The organism is Microbispora corallina (genome assembly GCF_016863035.1).
GTDB lineage: Bacteria > Actinomycetota > Actinomycetes > Streptosporangiales > Streptosporangiaceae > Microbispora > Microbispora corallina.
The window spans coordinates 202,898-225,287 of record NZ_BOOC01000001.1 but is presented as its reverse complement, the minus strand read 5'-3'; the positions used below and the strand labels follow the sequence as shown (position 1 = coordinate 225,287).

Here is a 22,390-nt window from a genome sequence, read left to right as displayed (position 1 = left end):
TCCGGACACGCGCCGGGCTCCGAATAGAAACCGTGTTCGGGTAAGGTGGCGGTGTGTCGCGGAACCAGCTGCTGCCCCGGGATCCGACGCCGCCGGACGGCCCGGCCGACGACAGCGGCTGCCCTATCCTCCACGTCGACATGGACGCCTTCTACGCGAGCGTCGAACTGCTGGACCGGCCCGAGCTGCGCGGCACCCCCGTCATCGTCGGCGCGACCGGGGCGCGCGGCGTCGTGCTCAGCGCGACCTACGAGGCCCGCCGCTTCGGCGTCCACTCGGCCATGCCGATGACCCGGGCCCGCCGCCTGTGCCCCCAGGCGACCGTCATCCCGCCCCGCCACGGCGTGTACGCCGAGGTGTCCCGGGGCGTCATGGAGATCTTCAAGGCGATCACGCCGGAGGTCGAGCCGATCGCCTCGGACGAGGCGTTCCTCGACGTCGGCGGCGCCCGGCGGCGGCTCGGCAGCCCCGCGGCCATCGCCCGCACGATCCGCGAGCAGGTGGCCGACCGGTATGGGATCACCTGCTCGGTGGGGGTGGCGAGCAGCAAGTTCGTGGCGAAGCTCGCGTCCCGGCAGTGCAAGCCGGACGGCCTGCTGGTCGTCCCCGCCGACGGGGTCGTGGAGTTCCTTCACCCGCTGCCGGTCGCCGCCCTGTGGGGCGTGGGGGAGCGGACCGAGCAGGCGCTCGTGCGGCTCGGCATCAGGACCGTGGGCGACCTGGCCCACGTCCCGGTCGCGACGCTCCAGCGGGAGTTCGGGGCCGTCGGCGCCCACCTGGCGGCCCTCGCGTGGGGGCGCGACGAGCGCCGGGTCGTGCCGCACGCGCCCGACAAGAGCGTCGGCAACGAGGAGACGTTCTCCCAGGACGTGGACGACCCGGAGGTGATCCGCCGCGAGCTGCTGCGGCTGTCGGAGCGGGTCGCGGCCCGGCTGCGGGCGGCCGGCCACGTCGGCAGGACCGTCAGCGTGAAGCTGCGCCGCTCCGACTTCACCACGATCACCCGCTCGCGGACGCTCCGCGAGGCGACCGACGTCGCGAAGGAGATTTACGACACATCGTGCGAGCTGTACGAAGCCGCCGGGCTGGAGCGGGTGCGTCTCCGGCTGGTCGGCGTCCGTGTGGAGAACCTCGCTCCCGCCGCCACCGCGACCCGGCAGCTCGGCCTGGGCGAACGGGAGACGGGCTGGCGGGAGGCCGAACAGGCCATGGACAGGGCCGCCCGGAGGTTCGGCCCCGACGCGGTGGTCCCGGGCTCGCTCGTTCGTCGTCCGTTTGGTCCAATGGGTCCATGACGTCACCTCCGGTTTGGACCGCGTTGGACGTTTTCTTTCGCCTACGTCTACAGGCTCGTATTCTGGGGATAACCGACCGCGAGGTTCGGACACCCCGTGTCGTCCGTTGCCGTCTTCCCCTGAGTGGGGCCGTCCTTGGGAGGCGCCGTGCCGCTGTCTGAGCACGAGCAGCGCTTGCTCGACCAGATCGAGCAGGCCCTCTACGCCGAGGACCCGAAGTGGGCCAATACCGTACGGATCAGCGATCCGCGCAGCCACTACAAGCGCCGCCTGGTGCGAGCCTCCGTCTGCTTCGCACTCGGCGTGGTCCTGCTGATGGTCGGCGCCATTGTGCCGCAGATCCTCCTCGGCGCCGCCGGTTTCGTGGTCATGCTGCTGAGCTGCCTGTGGGGCCTGTCGAGCTGGAAGCGCATGAACGGCTTCGGCGGGGACTCCTCCTCCCCGGCCCGCGGCCGTGGGCGCCGCCCCCAGCGCCAGACCTTCATGGAGCGCATGGAGGAGCGCTGGCGCCGCCGCCACGACGAGCGCTGACGATCGCACCCCGCCGCCCGCCCGTGTCCCGGGCGGGCGGTGTCGTGGTGCCAGGTCACCTCTGACCCGATCCGTCGTCGCCCGAGCCGCCGGTCGCCCCCGACCGGGCCCGGGGTCAGCGCCGGGAGCCGGTGAGGGTCGTCTCCCTCGGCGCCTCGTACGACCGGTCCGCCTGGACGGACCCGGCGGCGGGGCCGGGACCTGACCGCAGCCGGACACCCTCCAGCAGGTCGAACAGGTCGAGCGCGCGCTCGCCCACCGCCCTGATCCGCAGCAGCGTCGACATCGGGGCCACCACGGCTCCCAGGCGGCGCCACCGCGACACGTTCCCGGCCAGCGCGCGCCTGACCCTGCGCACGTCGGCCCTGCCCGGCCCGGCGGCCGCCGGCGTGCGGGCGTACCGGAGCCGCTCCTCCGCCGAGACGATCCGCGCCAGCGACGCCGCCGACTCCGCGTCGAGCTCGTACCGCTCGGTGATCCGCCGGCCGAGCGCCCGCGGGCTCTCGTCACGCCGCCGGGGCATCCCGAGGTCGGTGAGCGTGTCGCACAGCTCCAGCCAGGCCGCGTCCGCCGGCGGCCGCCGCCCGGCCCGGTCGTCCCCGCCGGCCGTCGCGGCCCTCGCCGGCACCGCCCCGGCGGGCGGCGCCGTACGGCCCAGCACGCGGCCGCGCCGCGACCGCGACAGCAGCCGGGCGGCGGCCGGGATCAGGGCGAGCAGCAGCACGACGGCGGCGCCGACGCCCACCTTGGCGATCACCGGCATGCCGGGTGCGGGCGCCAGCGGCACGGCGCCGAGGTCCCGGTCGATCTGCCGGGGGTTGGGACGCGAGGGCCTGCCCAGCGTGTCCGAGTCGTCCGTCCCGGTGGCCGGGCCTGACGACGGGCCGGCGCTGGGACCGGCGCTCGGCGTGACGGGCAGCGTGTACTGCGGCGCCTCGGCCGTCCCCTGACCGGCGGCGCCGGCCGGGGTCGGCTCGAACCGCAGCCACCCGACGCCCGCGAAGTACAGCTCCGGCCAGGCGTGGGCGTCGTGGACACGCACGGTCCACTTGTCGCCGATCTTCGTCCCGCCCGTGTACCCGATGGCCACCCGGGCCGGGATGTTGAGCATCCGCGCCATCACGGCCATCGCGCTGGCGAACTGCTCGCAGTAGCCCGACCGCTCGTCGAACAGGAAGTGGGACAGCGCCTGCCGCCCCGACCCGGACGCCCGGATGTTGTAGGTGAACTTCCCGGTGTGGGTGAACCAGTTCTGGAGCTTGACCGCCCGCTGGTACTGGGTGGTGGCGCCGCTGGTGACCCGCTTGGCGAGCGCCGCGATCCGCGGGTCGAGCCCGGAGGGCAGGGACACGTACCGCGCCTCGCCCTCCGGCTGCGGCAGCGCCGTGTCGAGCTGCGTGGTGGTGGGCTCGGGCTCGCCGGTCACGACCCGGTAGGCGAGCCCCGCCGCCTCGTCCTTGGTGGAGAACACGGTCAGCGTCGACTCATCGGCCCGCCAGTCGCCGTCGGCCTCGACCTGAACGGCCGGGTACGGCAGCGGGAGGAAGGTGAGACGGCCGATGTCCTCACTGATCGAGATGCGGGTCTCGGCCCTCTTGACCGTGACCGCCGGGCCGAGCCCCGGGGCCGGGGGCAGCGGGCCCTCGGACACCCGGTCCTCCGGCCGCCCCCGCAGGCCGCTCGGGGTGAACTTCGTCCCGTCGAACAGGTCGAGGGCGTAGATCCGCATGTAGCGCGGCTGGTCGTCGCTGCTGGTGTAGGTGAGCACGGTGTCGTTGTTCTGCTGGCTGAGCTGCCCGCTCAGCTTGGCGATGGCGTCCGGGATGGCGATCGTGCCACCGCCGGACCCGAGGCCGTTCCCCACGCCGAACCCGAACAGCGGATCGGGGGACAGGGCCGGCAGCAGCGCGGGCAGCAGGATGGACAGCGCGATCGCCGTCACTCCGATGCGCTTGCCCGACAGGGCGAGCCGCCCGGTGTCGGGGGACCCGCCGCCGGTCAGCGTGCGGGAGCGCCGCACCACCACGGCCCGGCCCCAGTGGCTCAGCCGCTCCCGGCCGTCGGCCACCAGCAGCCCGACGTACCCGAACGCGCCGATCACGAACGCCGGCCAGCCGATGGGATCGGTGATCACCGCGGCCGGGACGGTGAACAGGGCCAGCAGCGGCAGCCCGGCCAGCGCGGCCCGGCGCAGCCGCACCGCGAACAGGTCGACCAGCAGCGCGATGAGCCCGACGCCGCCGGCCGTGAGCAGCGTGATGCCCGGGTTGGCCGGCACCGGGGCGGCGTACCGCTGGATGTCGTCGAACCCGGTGGACACCAGCTCGGCCAGCAGCGGCAGCGAGTCCTTCGTCGGGACCACGCCGAGCCAGGCCAGGTCGTGCGTGAACACCGCCGTCAGGTACACCAGCAGGGCGAACGGCGCGGCGACCGGCGTGACCCAGGGGCGCGCGCCGAGGCGGCCGGCCACCACGCCGACCACGGTCACCACGAGGATCGCGCCCATGCTCGCCCAGAACCAGGCGCCGCCGTCGAACAGCGGGTACAGCGTGATCGCGACGGCCGCGGTGGACAGACCCGCGGCTACCGGCAGTTTCATCGGTCGTCCACTCCTCGTTCCGTCCTGGAGGCGCCCTCAGGCGGCGCTGCGCTTGTACGCGGCCTGCGGCCAGAGAGCCGCGAGCGAGCCCCCGGCCGGGAGCACCAGCACCCGCCAGCCGCTCGCCGTCAGCACCGCGCGCGCCGGCTCCGCCGTCTCGTCGGTCATGCCGTCCCAGCCCTCCACGTCGAGCAGGACCGCCACCCCGTTCATCCCGCCGTGCCGGAGCTGGGCCAGGGCCCGCGCGTCCTCCACGTCGACCGACCCGAGCACCGCGATGACCAGGCCCTCGCCCGTGCCCTGCCGCAGCGCCGCGATGCCGTGCTCCAGCGACCGGGCCGAGCTCTGCCGCACCACGGACAGCGCGTCGAGCAGCGACCACGACTGGCCGGTGTCGGACAGGTGCTGGGCGCCCTGGTCGGTGACCAGCCGCAGGCCGAGGCCCTCGTGGGACAGGTGGACGCCGATCGAGGCCGCCGCCGACACCGCCGCCTCGAACGACGACCGCGGCCCGTCGCCCCGGTGGGCGTGCCTGCGGGTGTCGAGCAGGAGCGCGCCCCTGCTCTGCCACTGCTGCTCCTCGCGCCGCACCATGAGCTCGCCGTGCCGCGCCGTGGACCGCCAGTGGACCCGCCGCAGGTCGTCGCCCTGGCGGTACTCGCGCGGCGCGACGTCGTCGTCGCCCGCCGCGGCCACCGACCGCGTACGGCTGTCGCCGCCGCCCGTCCACTCGCCCGACAGGCGCACCGGCGGCAGCGGGACGACCTCGGGGATGACGACGAGCGTGTCGGTGATCGTGAAGGACCTGGCCAGCTCGACCAGGCCGAACGGGTCGGTGATCCGGACCGACAGCGGCCCGATGGGGAAGCGCCCGCGCAGGTCGGAGCGCACCTTGTAGTCGATCTCCCGCACGCCCCTGGCCTCGACCCGGTCGAGGACGAACCGCGGCCGGGTGCCCAGGGCGTACTGGAGGGTGTCCTCGACCAGCAGCAGGCCGGTCGGCAGCCGGGTGACGTTCTCCAGCCGCAGGGTGACCGTGCTGTCGGCGCCGACCTCCACCCGGGCCGGGTCGAGACGGCGGACGCTGCTCAGCCGGTACCGCGTGCGCGCCACCACCATCGAGGCGAGCAGCGGCATCGCGATGATCAGTACGGCGACCCTGAGCAGGTCGCCCTCCCCGAGGAAGAACGCGCACAGCATGGCCGCGACGCCCGAGGCGATGAACGACCGTCCCCGGGAGGTCAGGGCCTTGAACCCCGTCATCGGTCCTCCGTCACCTCGTGTCCGGGACCGGGACACGGCGGACCAGCTCGGTGATCACCTGCTCCGGATGGCGGCGCTGGCCCTGCGCCTCCATGCTCGGCAGCAGCCGGTGCGCCAGCACGGGCACGGCCAGGTCCTGCAGATCGTCCGGGATCACGTAGTCGCGGCCGGACAGCGCGGCGTGCGCCCGGGCGCACCGCACCAGGTGCAGCGTGGCCCGGGGGGAGGCGCCGAGGCGCAGGTCGGGGGAGCTGCGGGTGGCCGCCACCAGGTCCACGGCGTACCGCTTCACCGGCTGTGACACGTATACGGCCCGCACGGCGCTGATCAGCGCGTGCACCTGGGCCGTCGTGGCGACCGGGTCGAGCTTGTCCAGCGGCTGCGAGGCGCCGTGCACGTCGAGCATCTCCAGCTCGGCGGCCGCCTCGGGGTAGCCCATCGCGATCCTCGCGGTGAAGCGGTCGCGCTGCGCCTCCGGGAGGGGATAGGTGCCCTCCATCTCGATCGGGTTCTGCGTCGCGATGACCATGAACGGCGACTCGAGGCGATAGGTGACGCCGTCCACCGTGACCTGGTGCTCCTCCATGCACTCCAGGAGGGCCGACTGGGTCTTCGGGGAGGCGCGGTTGATCTCGTCGCCGACCACGATGTTCGCGAACACCGGGCCCGGCTTGAACTCGAACTCCCGGCTCTGCTGGTTGTAGGCGCTGACGCCGGTGATGTCGCTGGGCAGCAGGTCGGGAGTGAACTGGACCCGCTTGACGGGGCAGTCGATGGAGCGCGCGAGGGCCTTGGCGAGCATGGTCTTGCCCACCCCCGGCACGTCCTCTATAAGAAGGTGGCCCTCCGCCAGGAGCACGGTGAGTGTCAGGCGGACGACGTCGCTCTTGCCCTCGATCACGGATTCGATGGCGTCGCGGATCCGGCGAGCCGTGTCGACCAGATCCTCGAGCCGGGTTTCCGCATCGGTGACGTCGGGGGTTGCTGCCACCAGGCCTCCATGAGGGTGCGTCCCCGAGAATGGGGCGTTATACGTTCCTTTTTCCATTCTGTGTACTGACCCTATGTCTCCTGTGGTTCCCGAGCGACTTTGTCCAGTAATCCCGGGGCGCGGTAGCCCACAGTGTCGTCCGATGTGTTCTCGCTCAGGTCCCGCGTTCGTGCGAATCCCGTGACAAAGTCCCCTCCACTTTCCTCCACCCGTGCGGGGCGGCGGCGGAAATCCCCGCGCCGTACGGCTTCCCCGTCCGCGCCGGGGGTTCCGACACGCCCAGCCGGCCGGCCGGGGGGCCGCCGCGCCCCACTCCGCATCACCCCGATTTACCTGCGAAAACGCGGCCGAATTCCAATGCCGACACGGCTTGAATCAGTTGACGGTGGGGAGAAGTGGAGTATGGTGGTGCGCAGTGGAGGGCAGAGGCTACAGCGCTGAGCGCTCCGCAAGGCACGGGAGGTGGATCCGCTGTTCCTCGGCACCCACCAACCGCGCCTTGACGACAAAGGACGGCTGTTCCTGCCGGCGAAGTATCGCGAGGAGCTGGCGGAGGGTCTTGTGATCACCAAAGGCCAGGAGCGCTGCCTCTACGTCTTCCCCGTAGAGGAGTTCCAGCGCATCACCGAGGCCCTGCGCACCGCACCGGTCACGGCCAAGGCGGTCCGCGACTACAGCCGCGTCTTCTTCGCCAGCGCGTCCGACGAGACGCCGGACAAGCAGGGGCGGATCACCATTCCGCAGAGCCTCAGGCAGTACGCGGGGCTGGAACGTGACTGCGTCGTGATCGGCGCCAACACGCGGCTGGAGATCTGGGACGCCCAGGCGTGGGACACGTACCTGGAGGCCCAGGAGCAGGCCTTCTCCGACCTTTCCGAGGAGGTGCTGCCGGGAATCCTGTGAATTCGTTGATCCATCTGATCGAATGACCCGTCGGTGACGTTCGGCGAGGTCTCCACCCGCTCCCAGTGGCATCTGATGCACCTTCCCCGGTGTCAGGCGCCACGGCGGCGACGCGGATGGGGACCTGGCCGGACGGGTCGGCCCCGCCAGAGGGGCCGGCATGGGTGGGGACCCGTTGGGTAGTCACCGGCGGCAGCCGCGCATCCGCGAGCACAGTAGCGGCGATATGGGGGTTGTAAGCGTTGTCGCATGATCCCGCGCAGTCGGGCGGTCACGTTCCGGTCATGCTCGGTCGCGTGCTGGAGTTGCTGGCTCCCGCTCTCGCCGGGCCCGACCCGGTCGCGGTCGACGCCAACCTCGGCCTCGGCGGGCACGCCGAGGCGCTTCTCGCGGCCCACCCGTCCCTTCATCTCGTCGGCATCGACCGGGACCCCACCGCCATCGAGCGGTCCACCGAGCGGCTCGCGCCCTACGCGGACCGGGTGACCATCGTGCGGGCGGTCTCCGACGAGCTTCCCGAGGTCCTCGAACGGGCCGGGCGTCCCGTCGTGCACGCCGCCCTGTTCGACCTCGGCGTCTCCTCTCCCCAGTTGGACGAGGCCGGCCGCGGCTTCGCCTACTCCTACGACGCCCCCCTCGACATGCGGATGGACCGCGAGCAGGAGCTCACCGCAGAGCACGTGGTGAACACCTACTCCGTCGCGGAGCTCACCCGCATCCTGCGCGACTACGGCGAGGAGCGCTTCGCGGCGCGCATCGCGAGCCTCATCGCCCGGGAGCGCGCCAAGGACCCCATCGGCACGACCAAGCGCCTCGCCGACCTCGTCCGGGCGGCCATCCCCGCCGCCACCAGACGGACCGGGGGCAACCCGGCGAAGAGAACGTTCCAGGCGTTGCGCATCGAGGTGAACCAGGAGCTCGGCGCGCTGGAGCGCGCGCTGCCCGCGGCCCTCGACGCGCTGGCCGTGGGCGGGCGCGTGGTCGTGCTCGCCTACCACTCCTTGGAGGACCGGCTCACCAAGCAGGTCCTCGCGGCGCGAACCACGGACACGAGCCCTCGGGGGCTCCCGGTCCCCCTTGAGGCCCACCAGCCCCGGTTCCGCCTACTGACGAGGGGAGCAGAGCTCCCGGACGACGACGAGGTGGCCCGCAACCCGCGGGCGGCCTCTGCCCGGTTGCGGGCGGCAGAGAGGATCCGCCAGGGATGAGGACAGAGCAGGAGACCAGGAGGGCGGCCGCGCGCCCGGCCGCGGCCCCGCGTACGGCGGGCCGGTCGGGCGGGGCCGTCACGCCCGACGGCCCGATCGAGGCGGAGGCCCAGGCCGTCCCCGCCCCCCGGCGCCGGCGCGACCCGCAGGCCCCGCGCGTCCCCGAGACGCGCGAGCCGCTCGGCGCCGCCCGCACGCGCCGGGCGCCCGAGGCCCCCCTGAACGGCGTGCGTCCGCGCGCGTCCGCCCCCGTCCCCGACGGCCGCGACGCGACGGCTCGCCCCGACGCCCGCAGGTCAGCCGCCCCGGCTCGTTCCCGTGCGACCGCCCCCGAGGCGGCCGCCCCCGAGTCGACGGGTCCGCGAGCCCGGACGGCCGCTCCGGCGCGCCCGCGCACGGCTCCCGCAAGGCGCCCCGAGCCCGCGCGCGCCGGCACGGCCCAGCCCGACGCCCCGCCGGCCTCACCGGCCCCGTCGGCGGCGCCCGGGGTCCCAGCCGTCCGGCGGGCGTTCCGCAGGCCGCCGCGCGCGCCGTTCGTGCTGCTCGTGGCCGGTCTCATGTGCGGCGGCCTGGTCACGCTGCTGCTGCTCAACACGGTGCTCGCGCAGGACTCCTTCAAGCTGAGCGACCTGCGGTCGAGCATCGACGAGCTGCACCAGCAGGCCGCGGCCCAGGAGAACCAGCTCCGCGTGTGGAGCCAGCCCAACGCGCTGTCCGAGGCGGCCAGGGGGTACCTGAAAGACGACAACAAGTCGGCGCCGCAGTTCGTCACGACGGGTCCCTCGGCGGCCCCGTCCGGCGAGGCGACCCCCGCGGCCCCCCAGGGGGAGGGCGCGGTCCGGTGAGAGAAGGCGGCCGGAACCCCGGCCCCGGCCGCGGCGGTCCCGGCGGGCGAGGCGGTCAGGGTCCGGGCGGCGGCAAGAGGAGCACGGGCTCCGCGGGCAGGCCGTCCCGCCTGGACGGACCGCCGCGGCCCGGACGTCCCGACCACCCCCTCCCACCGGGTCGTGACGACCCGGCGGACCAGCGCGGCGTCCGCAGGAACGGCGGCGGGCCCCACCCGCAGGAGGAGCCCCGCCGCGGCCCCGCCACGCCCCCGCGCCGCGCCCAGCACCCGAACGCCGCCGACCGCGGCGCGAACGGCACGAACGGCGGCGCGAACGGCGCGGCCCGCGGCGCGAACGGCACGGGGCGTGGCTCGAAGGGCGCGGACCGTGGCGCGGCGGGCGACGCCCCGCCGCCGCGCGCCCGGCGCACCCCGCCCGGCGACGCGGGCTCACGCTCGGAGCCCGGGACGCCCGGGCGGCCTCGCCGTACTCCGGAGGAGCGTGACGTGGCGTCGCGTTCCGAGGCGGGGGCGGCGGCCCGGCCGCGCCGGACCCCGCCCGGCGACGGCGCCTCACGCTCGGAGCCCGGGACTGCCGGGCGGCCGCGCCGGGCCTCCGGCGACCCCGCCGGGGCGGGCGGCCGGGGGACGGCATCCGACGCCCCCTCATCCCGTCCCTCCCGGCGTGGACCGGCGGACGTCACGGCGCCGGCCGCCGGCCGGACCGCCGAGCGGCAGAGGCCCGGCGGCCCCGGCGGCGCCGGTGGCCCTGGTAGCCCGGCCGGCCCCCGTGTCCCCGGCGCGCGGCCCGGAGGGCCGAACGGGCGCAGGTCCGGTCCGCCGGGCCCGCCGCGCCCCCCGGCCCCGCCGCGCCCGCCCGCCGTCCTGCGGCTGGGCAACCCGGGCCGGCGGCTCAACGCCGCCCTGGTCGCGATGGCGTTCGTGCTGTCGCTGTTCGCGGGGCGGCTCGTGCAGCTCCAGGGGCTCGACTCGAAGGTCCTACAGGCCAGGGCCGCGCAGCAGCGGGTGCAGCCCGAGGTGCTGCCGGCCAGGCGCGGCTCGATCAAGGACTTCGGCGGGCACGAGCTCGCCGTGACGGTCGACGCCCGCGAGATCTACATCGACCCCAAGGACGTCGACCCGGCCAAACGGGACCAGGTCGCGGCGATGCTGGCCGCCCAGCTCAACCGGCCCCGCCCCGAGATCGACGCCAAGCTGGCCAAGACGGGCCAGCGGTACATCCCGATCTCCCGCGACGTCGACCCGCTGCGCGCCAAGCAGATCATGAGCTACGGGTTCAAGGGCGTGGGGTCCAAGCAGACCTACCGCCGCCTCTACCCGGGCGGCTCGCTCGCGGCCGGGCTGATCGGCTTCGTCGGCGTGGACGGGACCGGCCTGGAGGGGCTGGAGAGCGCCTACGACAAGCTCCTGGCGGGCCGTGACGGCCAGCAGAGCATCGAGATCGGCCGCGACGGGCAGCGCATCCCGATGACGCGCAGCACCCGGCGGTCGCCGGTGCCCGGCCGCGACGTGCGGCTCACGATCGACAGGGACATCCAGTGGGCCGCCGAGCAGGCGATCGCCAAGCAGGTCGCGGCGACGCGGGCGCGCAGCGGCAGCGTGATCGTCATGGACGTGCGGACCGGCCAGATCGTCGCGATGGCCAACGCCCCGCAGCTCGACCTGAACGACTGGCAGGACGCCCCGGTGGACGACCGGGGCAACCGGGCGGTGTCGGAGATCTTCGAACCGGGCAGCACGAACAAGGTCATCACGGCGGCCGCGGCGCTGGAGGCGGGGGCGGTCACCCCCGAGACCGTGCTGCGGGTGCCCGACCACATCCAGTGCGCCGACCGGCAGATCAAGGACGCGGAGCCGCACAAGGTGGAGCCGCTCACGTTCACGGGCGTCATCGCCGAGTCGAGCAACGTCGGCACGATCATGGCGGCGCAGAGCCTGCCCAGCCAGCGGCTGTACGACATGTTCCGGGCGTTCGGGTTCGGCGCCCGCAGCGGGTCGGGGCTCCCCGGCGAGCAGGACGGCCTGCTGCCCGCCTGGCAGGACTGGTCGGGCAGCCAGCGCTGTACGATCGCCTACGGCCAGGGCATCTCGGTGACCGCGCTGCAGATGGCCAGCGTCTACCAGACGATCGCCAACGGAGGAGTGCGGGTGACCCCCACGATCGTCGCGGGCACCACCGACGAGCACGGCAGGCTCGTGCCGTCCCCGGCGCCCAGGCGGACGCGGGTGATCAGCGAGCGGACCGCGCAGCAGATCTCCCAGATGCTGGAGGCCGCCGTCGGTCACGACGGCACGGGCACGGCCGCGTCGATCTCCGGCTACCGGGTCGCGGGCAAGACCGGCACCGCCATGCGGTACGACGAGAAGTGCGGGGGATACTGCGGGTACACGGCCACGTTCGTCGGCTTCACGCCCGCGGACGCGCCCCGGCTGATGGCGCTGGCCGTGATCCAGGATCCGAAGAAAGGCCACTTCGGCGGCATGGTCGCCGCCCCGGTGTTCAAGGACGTCATGACATTCGCGTTGAAGAGCAGGAAGATCCCGCCGACGGGTACGAAGGCGCCCGACGTCGTCCTTCGCACCCAAGGGTGACAGGGGAAGGTACGCTCTCCGCCGTGCGTCCCCCGTCCTCCATGCGTCCCGCCTCCGTGCCGGCCCGCCCGCTGTCCGGGCTTGCGGCCCTCCTCGGCACGGTCTCGGCCGTCCCCTCGCCCGGCGCCAGGGCGGTCAGGGGCGCCGTCACCGGCATCACCATCGACTCGCGGCGGGTGCTGCGTGGCGACCTGTACGTGGCCCTGCCGGGCAACCGGGCCCACGGCGCGGAGTTCTCCGGGGCCGCGCTGGCGGCGGGAGCCGCGGCGATCCTCACCGACGAGGAGGGCAGGGACCGGGCCGTGGCGACCGGGCTGCCGGTGCTCGTCGTTCCCGACGCGCGGGCGCTGCTCGGCCGCGTGGCCTCCTGGGTGTACGGGAACCCGGCGGCCGGCGTGACGCTGATCGGCGTCACCGGCACGAGTGGCAAGTCCACCTCGACGTTCCTGCTCGACGCGGGGCTGCGGGCGGCCGGCCACCGGACCGGCCTGATCGGCGGCGTGGAGATCCGGGCGGGCGACACCTGCTTCCCGGCGGAGCTCACCACGCCGGAGGCGAGCGACCTGCAGGGCCTGTTCGCGCTGATGCGCGAGCAGGAGGTCACGGCCGCGGCGATGGAGGTCTCCAGCCACGCCCTGGCCCTCGGCCGGGTCGACGGACTGTTCTACGAGGTGTCGATCTTCACGAACCTGTCGCAGGACCACCTCGACTTCCACCGCGACCTCGACGACTACTTCGCGGCCAAGCAGCGGCTGTTCACGCCGGAGCTGTCGCGGCTGGGCGTGGTGAACGTCGACGACCGGCACGGCCGCGAGCTGACCGGCCTGGCGAAGATCCCGATCACCACGTTCTCCGCCTCCGGCGCCCCCGAGGCCGACTGGCGGGCCGAGAACGTGCGGCTGGGCGGCGACGGCAGCGCCTTCCGCGTCGTCGGGCCGGGCGGGGTCGAGGCCGACGCGGTGGTCGCGCTCCCCGGGCCGTTCAACGTGGACAACACGCTCGGCGCGCTGGTCGCGCTGGTGGAGGCCGGGGTCCCGCTCCAGACGGCCGTGGCCGGCGTCGCGTCCTTCCCGGGCGTCCCCGGGCGGATGGAGCGGGTGCCCGGGGCGGGCGACGTCCAGGTGATCGTCGACTACGCCCACAAGCCGGGCGCGGTCGAGTCGGTCCTCCGGTCGCTGCGCGCCGTGCTGGACGACGGGCCCGGCGGGCGCCTGACGATCGTGCTCGGCTGCGGCGGCGACCGCGACCGCGGCAAGCGGCCGATGATGGGCGAGGCCGCCGCGCGCCTGGCCGACGTGGCCGTCCTGACCAGTGACAACCCCCGCACGGAGGACCCCCTGGCGATCCTCGCCGCGATGCTGGAGGGCGCCCTGCTTGTGCCCGAGGACGAGCGGGCGCACGTGGTCGTCGAGCCGGACCGGGCGGCCGCCATCGATCTGGCGATTTCCGGTGCCGCGCCCGGAGATGTGGTAGTTGTGGCCGGCAAGGGACACGAGCAAGGGCAGTATGTCCGAGGCGAGGTGGTCCCCTTCGACGACCGCGAGGTGGCCGCGCGGGCCGTCGCGAGGCGCGAGCGGGCCGCCCGCGCGGGCGAGGGGGCCGCGGGTGCCTGAGCCGACATCCCAGGCGGCGCCGGGCGCGGGGCCCGGCCGCCGGCCGACCGACGCGAAAGAGAGCAGGAAACACCGATGATCCCGTTGCCGCTGGCCCGGGTCGCCGAGATCACGTCGGGGGCGCTGACCGGCCTGGCCGACCCCGGAGCCGTGGTCCGCGGGCCCGTCGTGATCGACTCGCGGGCCGCCGTCCCCGGCTCGCTGTTCGTGGCGATCAAGGGGGAGCGGGCCGACGGGCACGACTTCGCCCGCCAGGCCTGCGAGGCCGGCGCCACGGCCGTGCTCGCCTCCCGGGCCGTCGAGGCCCCCGCCGTGATCGTGAGCGACGTCGTGGCCGCGCTGGCCGACCTCGCGACCGCCGTCGCGGCCGGGCTCCCCGCCGCGACCGTGGTCGGCGTGACCGGCTCCGCGGGCAAGACCACCACCAAGGACCTGCTGGCCGGGCTCGCCGCCCGCATCGGCCCGACGATCGCCCCGGTCGGGTCGTACAACAACGAGATCGGCCACCCGCTGACCGTCCTCAAGGCCGACGAGTCCACCCGGTTCCTCGTGCTGGAGCTGAGCGCCCGCAACGTCGGCCACATCGCCTACCTCACGCGGATCGCCCCGCCGCGCATCGGCGTCGTCCTCAACGTCGGCACCGCCCACCTCGGCGTGTTCGGCGGCAAGGAGGCCATCGCCCGGGCGAAGGGCGAGCTGGTCGAGGCGCTGCCGTCCGACGGCGTGGCCGTGCTCAACGCCGACGACCCCCTCGTGTCGGCCATGGCGAGCCGTACGGAGGCCAGGGTCACCTACTTCGGGCGGTCGCCCGGGGCGCACGTGCGGGCCGAGGACGAGACCGTCGACGAGCGCAGCCGGGCCGCGTTCACGCTGCGCACGCCGTCGGGCGCCGCGCCGGTCCGGCTGCGCCTGCACGGCGCCCACGCGGTCGACAACGCGCTGGCCGCCGCCGCCGCGGCGTACGAGCTGGGCCTGCCCGTCGCGACGATCGCCGACGAGCTGTCCAACGCCGAGCCGCGCAGCCGGTGGCGGATGGAGGTCACCGACCGTCCGGACGGCGTGACGGTGATCAACGACGCGTACAACGCCAACCCCGACTCCATGCGGGCCGCCTTCGGCAGCCTGGCCGCGATCGGGGAGGGGCGGCGCAGGTTCGCCGTGATCGCCGCGCTGCGCGAGCTGGGCGAGGACTCGGCGGAGCTGAACGAGGGCGTCGGGCGGCTCGCCGCCGGCGCCGGTCTGGAGGCGCTGGTCGTGGTGGGGGAGGACGCCGGGCCGGTCCTGGCCGGCGCCCCCGGCGCGATCCACGTCCCCGACGTCGGCGCGGCGGCGGCGGAGCTGGCCGGCCGTCTGCGGCCGGGCGACGTCGTGCTGGTGAAGGGGCCGCGTGCGGCCGGGCTCGAGCGGGTCGCCGCGGCGATCCTCGGAGGTGACGCCCGGTGAGGAACATCCTCATCGCGGCCGCGGTATCGCTGCTGCTCTCCATGGTCGGCACGCCGCTGGCGATCCGGCTGTTCGCCCGGAGGGGGTACGGCCAGAACATCCGCGAGGAGGGGCCGTCGGGGCACTACGACAAGAAGGGCACCCCGACGATGGGCGGCACGGTGATCGTCATCGCGTCGCTGATCGGCTACTTCACGGCCCACCTCACGACCCTGCTGTCGGCGGTCACCGACCCGCCGACGGTCTCGGGCCTGCTCGTGCTGTTCCTGATGACCGGCCTCGGCGCGGTCGGCTTCCTCGACGACTTCATCAAGATCTACAAGCAGCGCAGCCTCGGCCTGCGCAGCGGCGCCAAGGCGGCCGGGCAGCTCGTCGTCGGCGCGATCTTCGCGATCCTGATCGTGCGGTTCCCGAACGGCTACGACCTCACCCCGGCCGAGACGAAGCTGTCGTTCCTGCGCGACTTCGGGCCCTCGATCGGCCTGTTCGGCTTCACGCTGTGGGTGCTGTTCTTCATCGTCGGCTTCTCCAACGCGGTGAACCTCACCGACGGCCTCGACGGCCTCGCCTCCGGCGCCACCTGCCTCGTCCTCGCCGCGTACGTGCTGATCGGCAACTGGCAGCTGCGCAACAGCTGCACGATGCTGCTGGGCCCCAACTGCTACTCGGTGCGGGATCCGCTCGATCTCGCCGTGGTCGCCGCGGCGGTGCTCGGCGCCTGCTTCGGGTTCCTGTGGTGGAACGCCCCGCCCGCGAAGATCTTCATGGGCGACACCGGCTCGCTCGCGCTCGGCGGCGTGATCGCCGGTCTCGCCTTCACCACCCGGACCCAGCTCCTGCTGCCCATCCTCGGCGGCCTGTTCGCGATCATCACGATGTCGGTGATCATCCAGGTCGGCTTCTTCAAGATGACCAGGAGACGCGTGTTCCGGATGGCCCCGCTCCAGCATCACTTCGAGCTGTCGGGCTGGGCCGAGACGACCATCGTCGTCCGCTTCTGGCTCATCGCCGCGCTCTGCGTCGCCGCCGGGCTCGGCCTGTTCTACCTGGAATGGATGCCCAAGCAGTGAGCGTCGTCGTCGCGGGTCTCGGGATCTCGGGCGCGGCGGCCGCGCGCGCCCTGGCTCGGGGCGGCGAGCGCGTCGTCGTCCTGGAGGCCGCGGAGGGGGAGCGGCAGCGCGCCGTGGCCGCCGAGCTCGCGCCGCTCGGCGTCGAGGTGCGGTTCGGCGAGCCCGCCCTTCCCGAAAGGGCTGAGATCGTCGTCACCTCCCCGGGGTGGCGTCCCGGCCACCCGCTCCTGACCGCCGCCGCCCGGGCCGGGGTCGAGGTGATCGGCGAGGTCGAGCTGGCCTGGCGGCTGCGCGGCGAGGGATCCGCCCCCTGGCTCGCGCTCACCGGCACCAACGGCAAGACGACCGCCGTGCGGATGCTCGCCTCGATGCTGTCGGCCGCCGGGCGCAAGGCTCTCGCCGTCGGCAACGTCGGCGTCCCCATCGTGGAGGCCGTGGCCGAGCCGTACGACGTGCTGGCGGTGGAGCTGTCGAGCTTCCAGCTCCACTGGTCGTCGTCGATCGCGCCGCTCGCGGCGGCCGTGCTGAACGTCGCCCCCGACCACATCGACTGGCACGGCTCGATGGAGGAGTACGCCGCGGCCAAGGCCCGGATCTTCGCCAACGCCGGGGTCGTGGTGTACAACGCCGACGATGAGTGGTCGACCCGGCTGGCCGCGCCGTACGGGTCGCGGGTGGGCTTCACGCTGGGCGTGCCGCGCCCCGGCCAGCTCGGCGTGGTGGAGGACCTGCTCGTCGACAGGGCGTTCACCCCCGACCCGGTCGCCTCGGCCGAGGAGCTGTGCGAGCTGGCCGACGTCCGGCCGTTCGCCCCGCACAACGTGGCCAACGCGCTCGCCGCCGCCGCGCTCGCCCGCGCGTACGGCGTCCCCCCGGAGGCCGTGCGGCGCGGTCTGGCCGAGTTCACGCCCGACCCGCACCGGATCGCCCACGTGGCCACGATCGGCGAGGTCGACTACGTGGACGACTCCAAGGCCACCAACCCGCACGCGGCCGCCGCGTCCCTGGCGGCGTACCCGTCGGTGGTGTGGATCGCCGGCGGCCAGCTCAAGGGCGCCGACGTGGACGACCTGGTCCGGCGTGCCGCCCCCCGCCTGCGCGGCGCCGTCCTCCTCGGGACCGACCGCGAGACGATCCGCCGGGCGCTGGCGCGACACGCCGCGAACGTCCCCGTGGTGGACGTGCCGGGGCAAGACACTGGGGTCATGGACCGTGTCGTCGCAGAAGCCGCCCGGCTCGCCTCCCCGGGCGACACCGTGCTGCTCGCCCCCGCGGGGGCCTCGCTGGACATGTTCGCCAGTTACGGGGCGCGGGGGGACGCCTTCGCCCGGGCCGTCCAGCGCCTGGCGGAGTCGTGACGGCGCAGCCGGCCGCGGCCGCCCCCGGCGGCTGGGCCCGCGCGCAGCTCGCGTCGCTCAGGGAGCTGCTCGGCCGTCCGCTGACGTCGTACTACCTGGTCCTCGGCTGCAGCGCGCTGCTGCTCGCCCTGGGCCTGATGATGGTGCTGTCGGCGTCCAGCATCGAGGCGCTGCAGAAGACGGGCAACCCGTTCTACTGGTTCATGAAGCAGTCGATGTCGGTCGCGCTGGGCATCCCCCTGATGTGGGTGTGCTCGCGCATGCCGCAGCGGTTCTTCCGCCTCGCCGGTTACCCCCTGATGGCCGTGTCGATCATCGGCCTGCTGATGGTGATCTTCATCGGCCAGGAGCTGCTCGGCGCCCAGCGGTGGATCGCGATCGGGCCCATCTCGGTGCAGCCGTCCGAGCCCGCCAAGCTGGGGCTGGTGCTGTGGGGGGCCGACCTGCTCGCCAGGAAGGCGCGGGGCGGCCGGATCGAGTGGCGGCACCTGCTGATCCCGCTGATGCCCGGCACCGCGATCATCGCGGTCCTCGTCATGCTCGGCCGCGACCTCGGCACGACGATCGTGCTGATGCTGATCTTCCTCGCCCTGCTGTGGGTGGTGGGCGCCCCGGTGCGCCTGTTCGGCGGCATCCTCGGACTGCTCGCGATGGCGACCGTGGTGATGATCATCGTCGAGCCGTACCGACTGGGCCGCCTGACGGGCTACCTGCGCCCGTGGGAGAACGCCCAGGGGACGGGGTTCCAGGCCGTCCAGGGGCTGATGGCGATCGGCTCGGGCGGGTGGTTCGGCCTCGGGCTCGGCAGCAGCCGGCAGAAGTGGGACTGGGTGCCCCACGCCGAGAGCGACTTCATCTTCTCGATCCTCGGGGAGGAGCTCGGCCTGATGGGGACGCTGGTGGTGATCGCGCTGTTCGGCCTGCTCGGGTACGCCGGGCTGCGCATCGCCTCCCGGGCCCGCGACCCGTTCATCCGGCTGTCGGCCGCCGCGTCGGTCGCCTGGATCGTCGGGCAGGCCATCGTCAACATCGGCGCGGTGATCGGCGTCTTCCCCATCACCGGCATCCCGCTCCCGCTCGTGTCGTACGGCGGGTCGGCCCTGTTGCCGACGCTCGGCGCGCTGGGCATGTTGCTGTCGTTCGCCAAACGCGAGCCGGGCGCGGCCGAGGCGCTGGCGGCCCGTGGCCCCGGACCGGCCGCGCGGGCTCTAAGCTGGCTTGGCCTGAACGGCCGCGCCAGGCGGTGACGGGGGAGCGGCGGCGCGGCAGCGCGCGACGAGACGGAACGACGTGGGAACAGGGAGTGACATGAGGGTGGTCCTCGCCGGCGGCGGGACGGCCGGCCATATCGAGCCGGCGCTCGCCTTGGCCGACGCGCTTCGCGAGCAGGACCCGTCGATCGGCATCACCTGCCTCGGCACCGAGCGGGGCCTGGAGACCCGGCTGGTGCCCGCACGGGGATACGAGCTGGCCCTGGTGCCGGCTGTGCCGCTGCCCCGCTCGATCACACCCCAGTTGCTCACGGTGCCCGGCCGCCTCGCCGGGGCGATCGGCGCGGCCGCCGGCATCCTGGACCAGGTCCAGGCCGACGTGCTGGTGGGGTTCGGCGGCTACGTGGCCACCCCCGGCTACCTCGGCGCCCGCCGCCGCGGCGTCCCGATCGTCGTCCACGAGGCCAACCCTCGCCCGGGCCTGGCCAACCGGCTCGGCGCCCGGCTGACCGATCACGTCTTCACCGGTCACCCGGAGGCCTCGCTCCCCAACGCGGAGTACGTCGGCATCCCGCTGCGCCGCCAGATCGCCCAGATGGACCGCCTGTCGCTGGGCGACAAGGCCCGGTCGTACTTCGGGCTGGAGTCCGACCGCGTCACGCTGCTGGTGTTCGGCGGCTCCCAGGGCGCCCGCTCGGTCAACAACGCCGCGCTGGAGGCGGCCCCCTACCTGCGGGCGGCCGGCGTCCAGGTGCTGCACGTGATCGGGCCCAAGAACGAGGTCGCGGTGGAGCCCCCGCCGGGCGACCCGCAGTACGTGATCCTCCCGTACGTCGACCGCATGGACCTCGCCTACGCCGCCGCCGACCTGGTGTTGTGCCGGGCCGGCGCCATGACCTGCGCGGAGCTGACCGCCGTGGGGCTGCCCGCGGCGTACGTGCCGCTCCCGCACGGCAACGGCGAGCAGAGCCTCAACGCCCAGCCGATCGTGCAGGCGGGAGGCGGGATCATGATCGACGACGCGCAGCTGTCCGCGAGGTGGATCGTGGAGACGCTGCTGCCGATCCTCAACGACCCCGAGCGCGTGGTCGCCATGTCCGAGGCCGCCTCACGGATGGGCCGCAAGGACGCCGACGTGACGCTCGCCCGCAAGGTGCTGGAGATCGCTTCGCGATGAGTCTGGTCAAGCTCGTGGACCCCGTGCCGGCCGCAGACCTGGGACGGGTGCACTTCATCGGCATCGGCGGCGCCGGCATGTCCGGCATCGCCCGCATCCTCCTGAAGCGGGGCGTCCCGGTGTCGGGCAGCGACGCTCGCCCGTCCGACATGCTGCACGAGCTGCGCGAGCTGGGCGCGGCCATCCACGTCGGGCACGCCGCCTCCCACATCAAGGACGTCGACACGGTCGTGGTCTCCACGGCCATCCGCGACTCCAACCCCGAGCTGGGGGAGGCGCTGCGGCAGAACCTGCGGGTCATCCCGCGGGCCGCCGCGCTCGCCGCGGTGATGGCCGGCCGCACGGGGATCGCCGTCGCCGGCACCCACGGCAAGACCACGACCACCTCCATGCTCACGGTGGCCCTGCAGAAGTGCGGCGAGGACCCGTCCTACTGCGTGGGCGGCCAGCTCGTCACCACCGGCCTCGGGGCCGACGACGGCGCCGGCGACGTGTTCGTGGCCGAGGCCGACGAGAGCGACGGCTCGTTCCTCATGCTCGCGCCGCGCATCGCCGTGGTCACCAACGTCGAGGCCGACCACCTGGACAACTACGGCGACCCCCAGGCCGTCCACGACAGCTTCGCCCGCTTCGTCGAGCGCGTCGGGTCGCTGCTCGTGGTGTGCGCCGACGATCCGGGCGCCGTCGCGCTCGCCCCCCTCGCCCGCGCCCGCGGCCTGCGCGTCGTGACGTACGGCGAGTCCCCGGACGCCGACGTGCGGACGGTCGGCATCGAGCCGCGCGGCCTCGGGGTGGAGTTCGGCGTGGCGGGCCACGGGTCGGTGCGCCTGGTCGTGCCCGGCCGCCACAACGCGGTCAACGCCACCGCCGTCATCGCCGTCGCCCTGGAGCTGGGCCTGCCGTTCGCCGAGATCAGGGAGGGTCTGTCGGCCTTCACCGGGGCGAAGCGCCGGTTCGAGGCCAAGGGCGAGGCCGCGGGGGTGACGGTGTTCGACAGCTACGCCCACCACCCGACCGAGCTCACCGCCGACCTGCGGGCCGCCCGCGACGTGGTCAACGGCGACGGCCGGGTCATCGCGGTCTTCCAGCCCCACCTCTACTCGCGCACCCGGTTCTTCGCCGACGAGTTCGGCACGGCGCTCGGGCTGGCCGACGAGGTCGTGGTCCTCGACGTGTACGGGGCCCGTGAGGACCCCGAGCCCGGGGTCTCCGGCGCGCTGGTCGCAGGGAAGGTGCCGCTGCCCGCCGAACAGGTGGTGTACGCGCCCGACCGGGGCGCCGTGCCCGGCCTCGTGGCCGGCCGCGCCCGCCCCGGCGACATCGTCCTCACCATGGGCGCGGGCGACGTGACGGAACTCGGCCCCCGCATCGTCGCGGAGCTGTCCGCGCGGTGAGGCCGGCGGCGAGGGCGGCGGTGAGGCGCCCGTGAGGCGGGCCGTCCGGCGCACGGCCCTGGCGGTCCTGCTGAGCGGCGGGGTCGTCGGCGCCGCCACCTGGGTGGTGTTCTTCTCGCCCGTCCTCGGCGTCCGCGAGGTGGAGGTCACCGGCAACACGCGCATCCCCGCCGAGCAGGTGCGGGCCGCGGCGGGGGTGCGGACCGGCACCCCGCTCGCCACCGTCGACCTGGGCGCGGTGGAGGGGCGCGTGAGCGCCCTGCGGGCCGTGGAGTCGGCCCGCGTGGCGCGGGGCTGGCCCGGCACGCTGCGGATCGACGTGGTCGAGCGCGTCCCCGCCGCCGCCGTCCCGGCGGGCGCCCTCACCGACGTGATCGACCGGTACGGCGTGGTGCTGGAGCAGGTCCCGGTCGCCCCGCCCCGGCTGCCCGTGCTGCGGGTGCAGCGGGCGGCCGCCGACGACCCGGCCACCCGGTCGGCCCTCGCCGTCCTGCGGGCCCTCCCCGCCGACCTGCTCGACCGGCTGAGGGAGGTGCGGGCCCCGTCTCCCGACTCCATAACGCTGCGGCTGACGGACGGCCGCACGGTCGTGTGGGGCGACGCCGGGCGCGCGGCCGAGAAGGCCCGTGTGCTGGTCGCCGTGCTCCCCAAGCCCGGGAAGACGTACGACGTGAGCTCCCCCCGAGTGGTGACGGTGCGGTGAGGGCGTTGCGAAGCAGAAGTGAGAAACGTCACCGCGACATGCGCGGGAAAGGCCGCGCGAGGCCGGTTCGCGAGGCATCGTGCGAATCGGACGGCCCGCGACACGCCGGACGGCCTTCCGGCGCGGTTAGTTGACCCTGGGGGAGGCGCAACCCTACTGTCCGTATCAATCCTCAGGTTGACATAACTCTGA

Annotated in this window: 17 protein-coding genes; 14 read left to right on the top strand and 3 right to left on the bottom strand. The window is 74.1% G+C overall.

Annotated elements, in window-relative coordinates:
• Positions 1 to 53 precede the first annotated feature (53 nt).
• The gene (locus Mco01_RS01005; RefSeq protein WP_204055000.1) at positions 54 to 1,295 is read left to right on the top strand and encodes a DNA polymerase IV; all 1,242 of its coding nucleotides are present in this window, start codon (positions 54 to 56) and stop codon (positions 1,293 to 1,295) included.
• Between the two features lie 147 nt (positions 1,296 to 1,442).
• Positions 1,443 to 1,826 (top strand): SCO2097 family morphological protein, encoded by a 384-nt coding sequence (locus Mco01_RS01000; RefSeq protein ID WP_036321436.1) that lies wholly within the window; start codon positions 1,443 to 1,445, stop codon positions 1,824 to 1,826.
• 115 nt (positions 1,827 to 1,941) lie between these two features.
• On the opposite strand, the gene Mco01_RS00995 is transcribed toward Mco01_RS01000, so the two are convergent.
• The 3 genes from Mco01_RS00995 to Mco01_RS00985 are packed head-to-tail and all read right to left on the bottom strand — an operon-like array spanning position 1,942 to position 6,736.
• Positions 1,942 to 4,425: a transglutaminase TgpA family protein gene (locus tag Mco01_RS00995; RefSeq protein ID WP_204054999.1), complete on the bottom strand. Its 2,484-nt coding sequence runs from the start codon at positions 4,423 to 4,425 to the stop codon at positions 1,942 to 1,944.
• 36 nt (positions 4,426 to 4,461) lie between these two features.
• Entirely contained in the window at positions 4,462 to 5,688 is a 1,227-nt protein-coding gene (locus tag Mco01_RS00990; protein WP_036321431.1) for a DUF58 domain-containing protein, read from the bottom strand.
• A 10-nt stretch (positions 5,689 to 5,698) separates the two neighbouring features.
• Positions 5,699 to 6,736 carry an AAA family ATPase gene (locus Mco01_RS00985; protein ID WP_204054998.1) on the bottom strand — a complete coding sequence of 346 codons (1,038 nt, stop codon included), beginning with the start codon at positions 6,734 to 6,736 and terminating at the stop codon, positions 5,699 to 5,701.
• Positions 6,737 to 7,150: 414 nt separating this feature from the next.
• Here Mco01_RS00985 and mraZ point away from each other — a divergent pair, with 414 nt between their 5' ends.
• The 12 genes from mraZ to Mco01_RS00925 all read left to right on the top strand — a co-directional run bounded on the left by mraZ (position 7,151) and on the right by Mco01_RS00925 (position 22,198).
• A complete protein-coding gene (gene mraZ / locus Mco01_RS00980; protein WP_036323766.1) occupies positions 7,151 to 7,582 on the top strand; it encodes a division/cell wall cluster transcriptional repressor MraZ in 432 nt (143 codons plus the stop codon).
• 242 nt (positions 7,583 to 7,824) lie between these two features.
• Complete coding sequence (gene rsmH, locus Mco01_RS00975) at positions 7,825 to 8,790, top strand: 16S rRNA (cytosine(1402)-N(4))-methyltransferase RsmH (protein WP_275410455.1); 966 nt, start codon at positions 7,825 to 7,827, stop codon at positions 8,788 to 8,790.
• On the top strand, positions 8,787 to 9,635 hold the full coding sequence (ftsL, locus tag Mco01_RS00970) for a cell division protein FtsL (RefSeq protein ID WP_204054996.1): 849 nt from the start codon (positions 8,787 to 8,789) through the stop codon (positions 9,633 to 9,635). The genes rsmH and ftsL overlap by 4 nt, the downstream gene beginning before the upstream one ends.
• Before the next feature lie 914 nt (positions 9,636 to 10,549).
• Positions 10,550 to 12,229 (top strand): peptidoglycan D,D-transpeptidase FtsI family protein, encoded by a 1,680-nt coding sequence (locus Mco01_RS00965; RefSeq protein ID WP_204055202.1) that lies wholly within the window; start codon positions 10,550 to 10,552, stop codon positions 12,227 to 12,229.
• A 41-nt stretch (positions 12,230 to 12,270) separates the two neighbouring features.
• Positions 12,271 to 13,842: a UDP-N-acetylmuramoyl-L-alanyl-D-glutamate--2,6-diaminopimelate ligase gene (locus Mco01_RS00960; protein WP_204055201.1), complete on the top strand. Its 1,572-nt coding sequence runs from the start codon at positions 12,271 to 12,273 to the stop codon at positions 13,840 to 13,842.
• Positions 13,843 to 13,917: 75 nt separating this feature from the next.
• The gene (locus tag Mco01_RS00955) at positions 13,918 to 15,285 is read left to right on the top strand and encodes a UDP-N-acetylmuramoyl-tripeptide--D-alanyl-D-alanine ligase (protein WP_204054995.1); all 1,368 of its coding nucleotides are present in this window, start codon (positions 13,918 to 13,920) and stop codon (positions 15,283 to 15,285) included.
• Positions 15,282 to 16,355 carry a phospho-N-acetylmuramoyl-pentapeptide-transferase gene (mraY, locus tag Mco01_RS00950; RefSeq protein ID WP_204054994.1) on the top strand — a complete coding sequence of 358 codons (1,074 nt, stop codon included), beginning with the start codon at positions 15,282 to 15,284 and terminating at the stop codon, positions 16,353 to 16,355. The genes Mco01_RS00955 and mraY overlap by 4 nt, the downstream gene beginning before the upstream one ends.
• Positions 16,337 to 17,713: a UDP-N-acetylmuramoyl-L-alanine--D-glutamate ligase gene (gene murD, locus Mco01_RS00945; RefSeq protein WP_204054993.1), complete on the top strand. Its 1,377-nt coding sequence runs from the start codon at positions 16,337 to 16,339 to the stop codon at positions 17,711 to 17,713. The genes mraY and murD overlap by 19 nt, the downstream gene beginning before the upstream one ends.
• Entirely contained in the window at positions 17,710 to 18,960 is a 1,251-nt protein-coding gene (ftsW, locus tag Mco01_RS00940; RefSeq protein WP_036321411.1) for a putative lipid II flippase FtsW, read from the top strand. Before murD ends, ftsW begins: the two co-directional genes overlap by 4 nt.
• A gap of 61 nt (positions 18,961 to 19,021) precedes the next feature.
• The gene (murG, locus tag Mco01_RS00935) at positions 19,022 to 20,101 is read left to right on the top strand and encodes an undecaprenyldiphospho-muramoylpentapeptide beta-N-acetylglucosaminyltransferase (RefSeq protein ID WP_204054992.1); all 1,080 of its coding nucleotides are present in this window, start codon (positions 19,022 to 19,024) and stop codon (positions 20,099 to 20,101) included.
• Positions 20,098 to 21,495, top strand: coding sequence for a UDP-N-acetylmuramate--L-alanine ligase (gene murC, locus Mco01_RS00930; RefSeq protein WP_204054991.1), 1,398 nt, complete (start codon positions 20,098 to 20,100; stop codon positions 21,493 to 21,495). The genes murG and murC overlap by 4 nt, the downstream gene beginning before the upstream one ends.
• A gap of 31 nt (positions 21,496 to 21,526) precedes the next feature.
• On the top strand, positions 21,527 to 22,198 hold the full coding sequence (locus Mco01_RS00925; protein WP_204054990.1) for a cell division protein FtsQ/DivIB: 672 nt from the start codon (positions 21,527 to 21,529) through the stop codon (positions 22,196 to 22,198).
• Positions 22,199 to 22,390 lie beyond the last annotated feature (192 nt).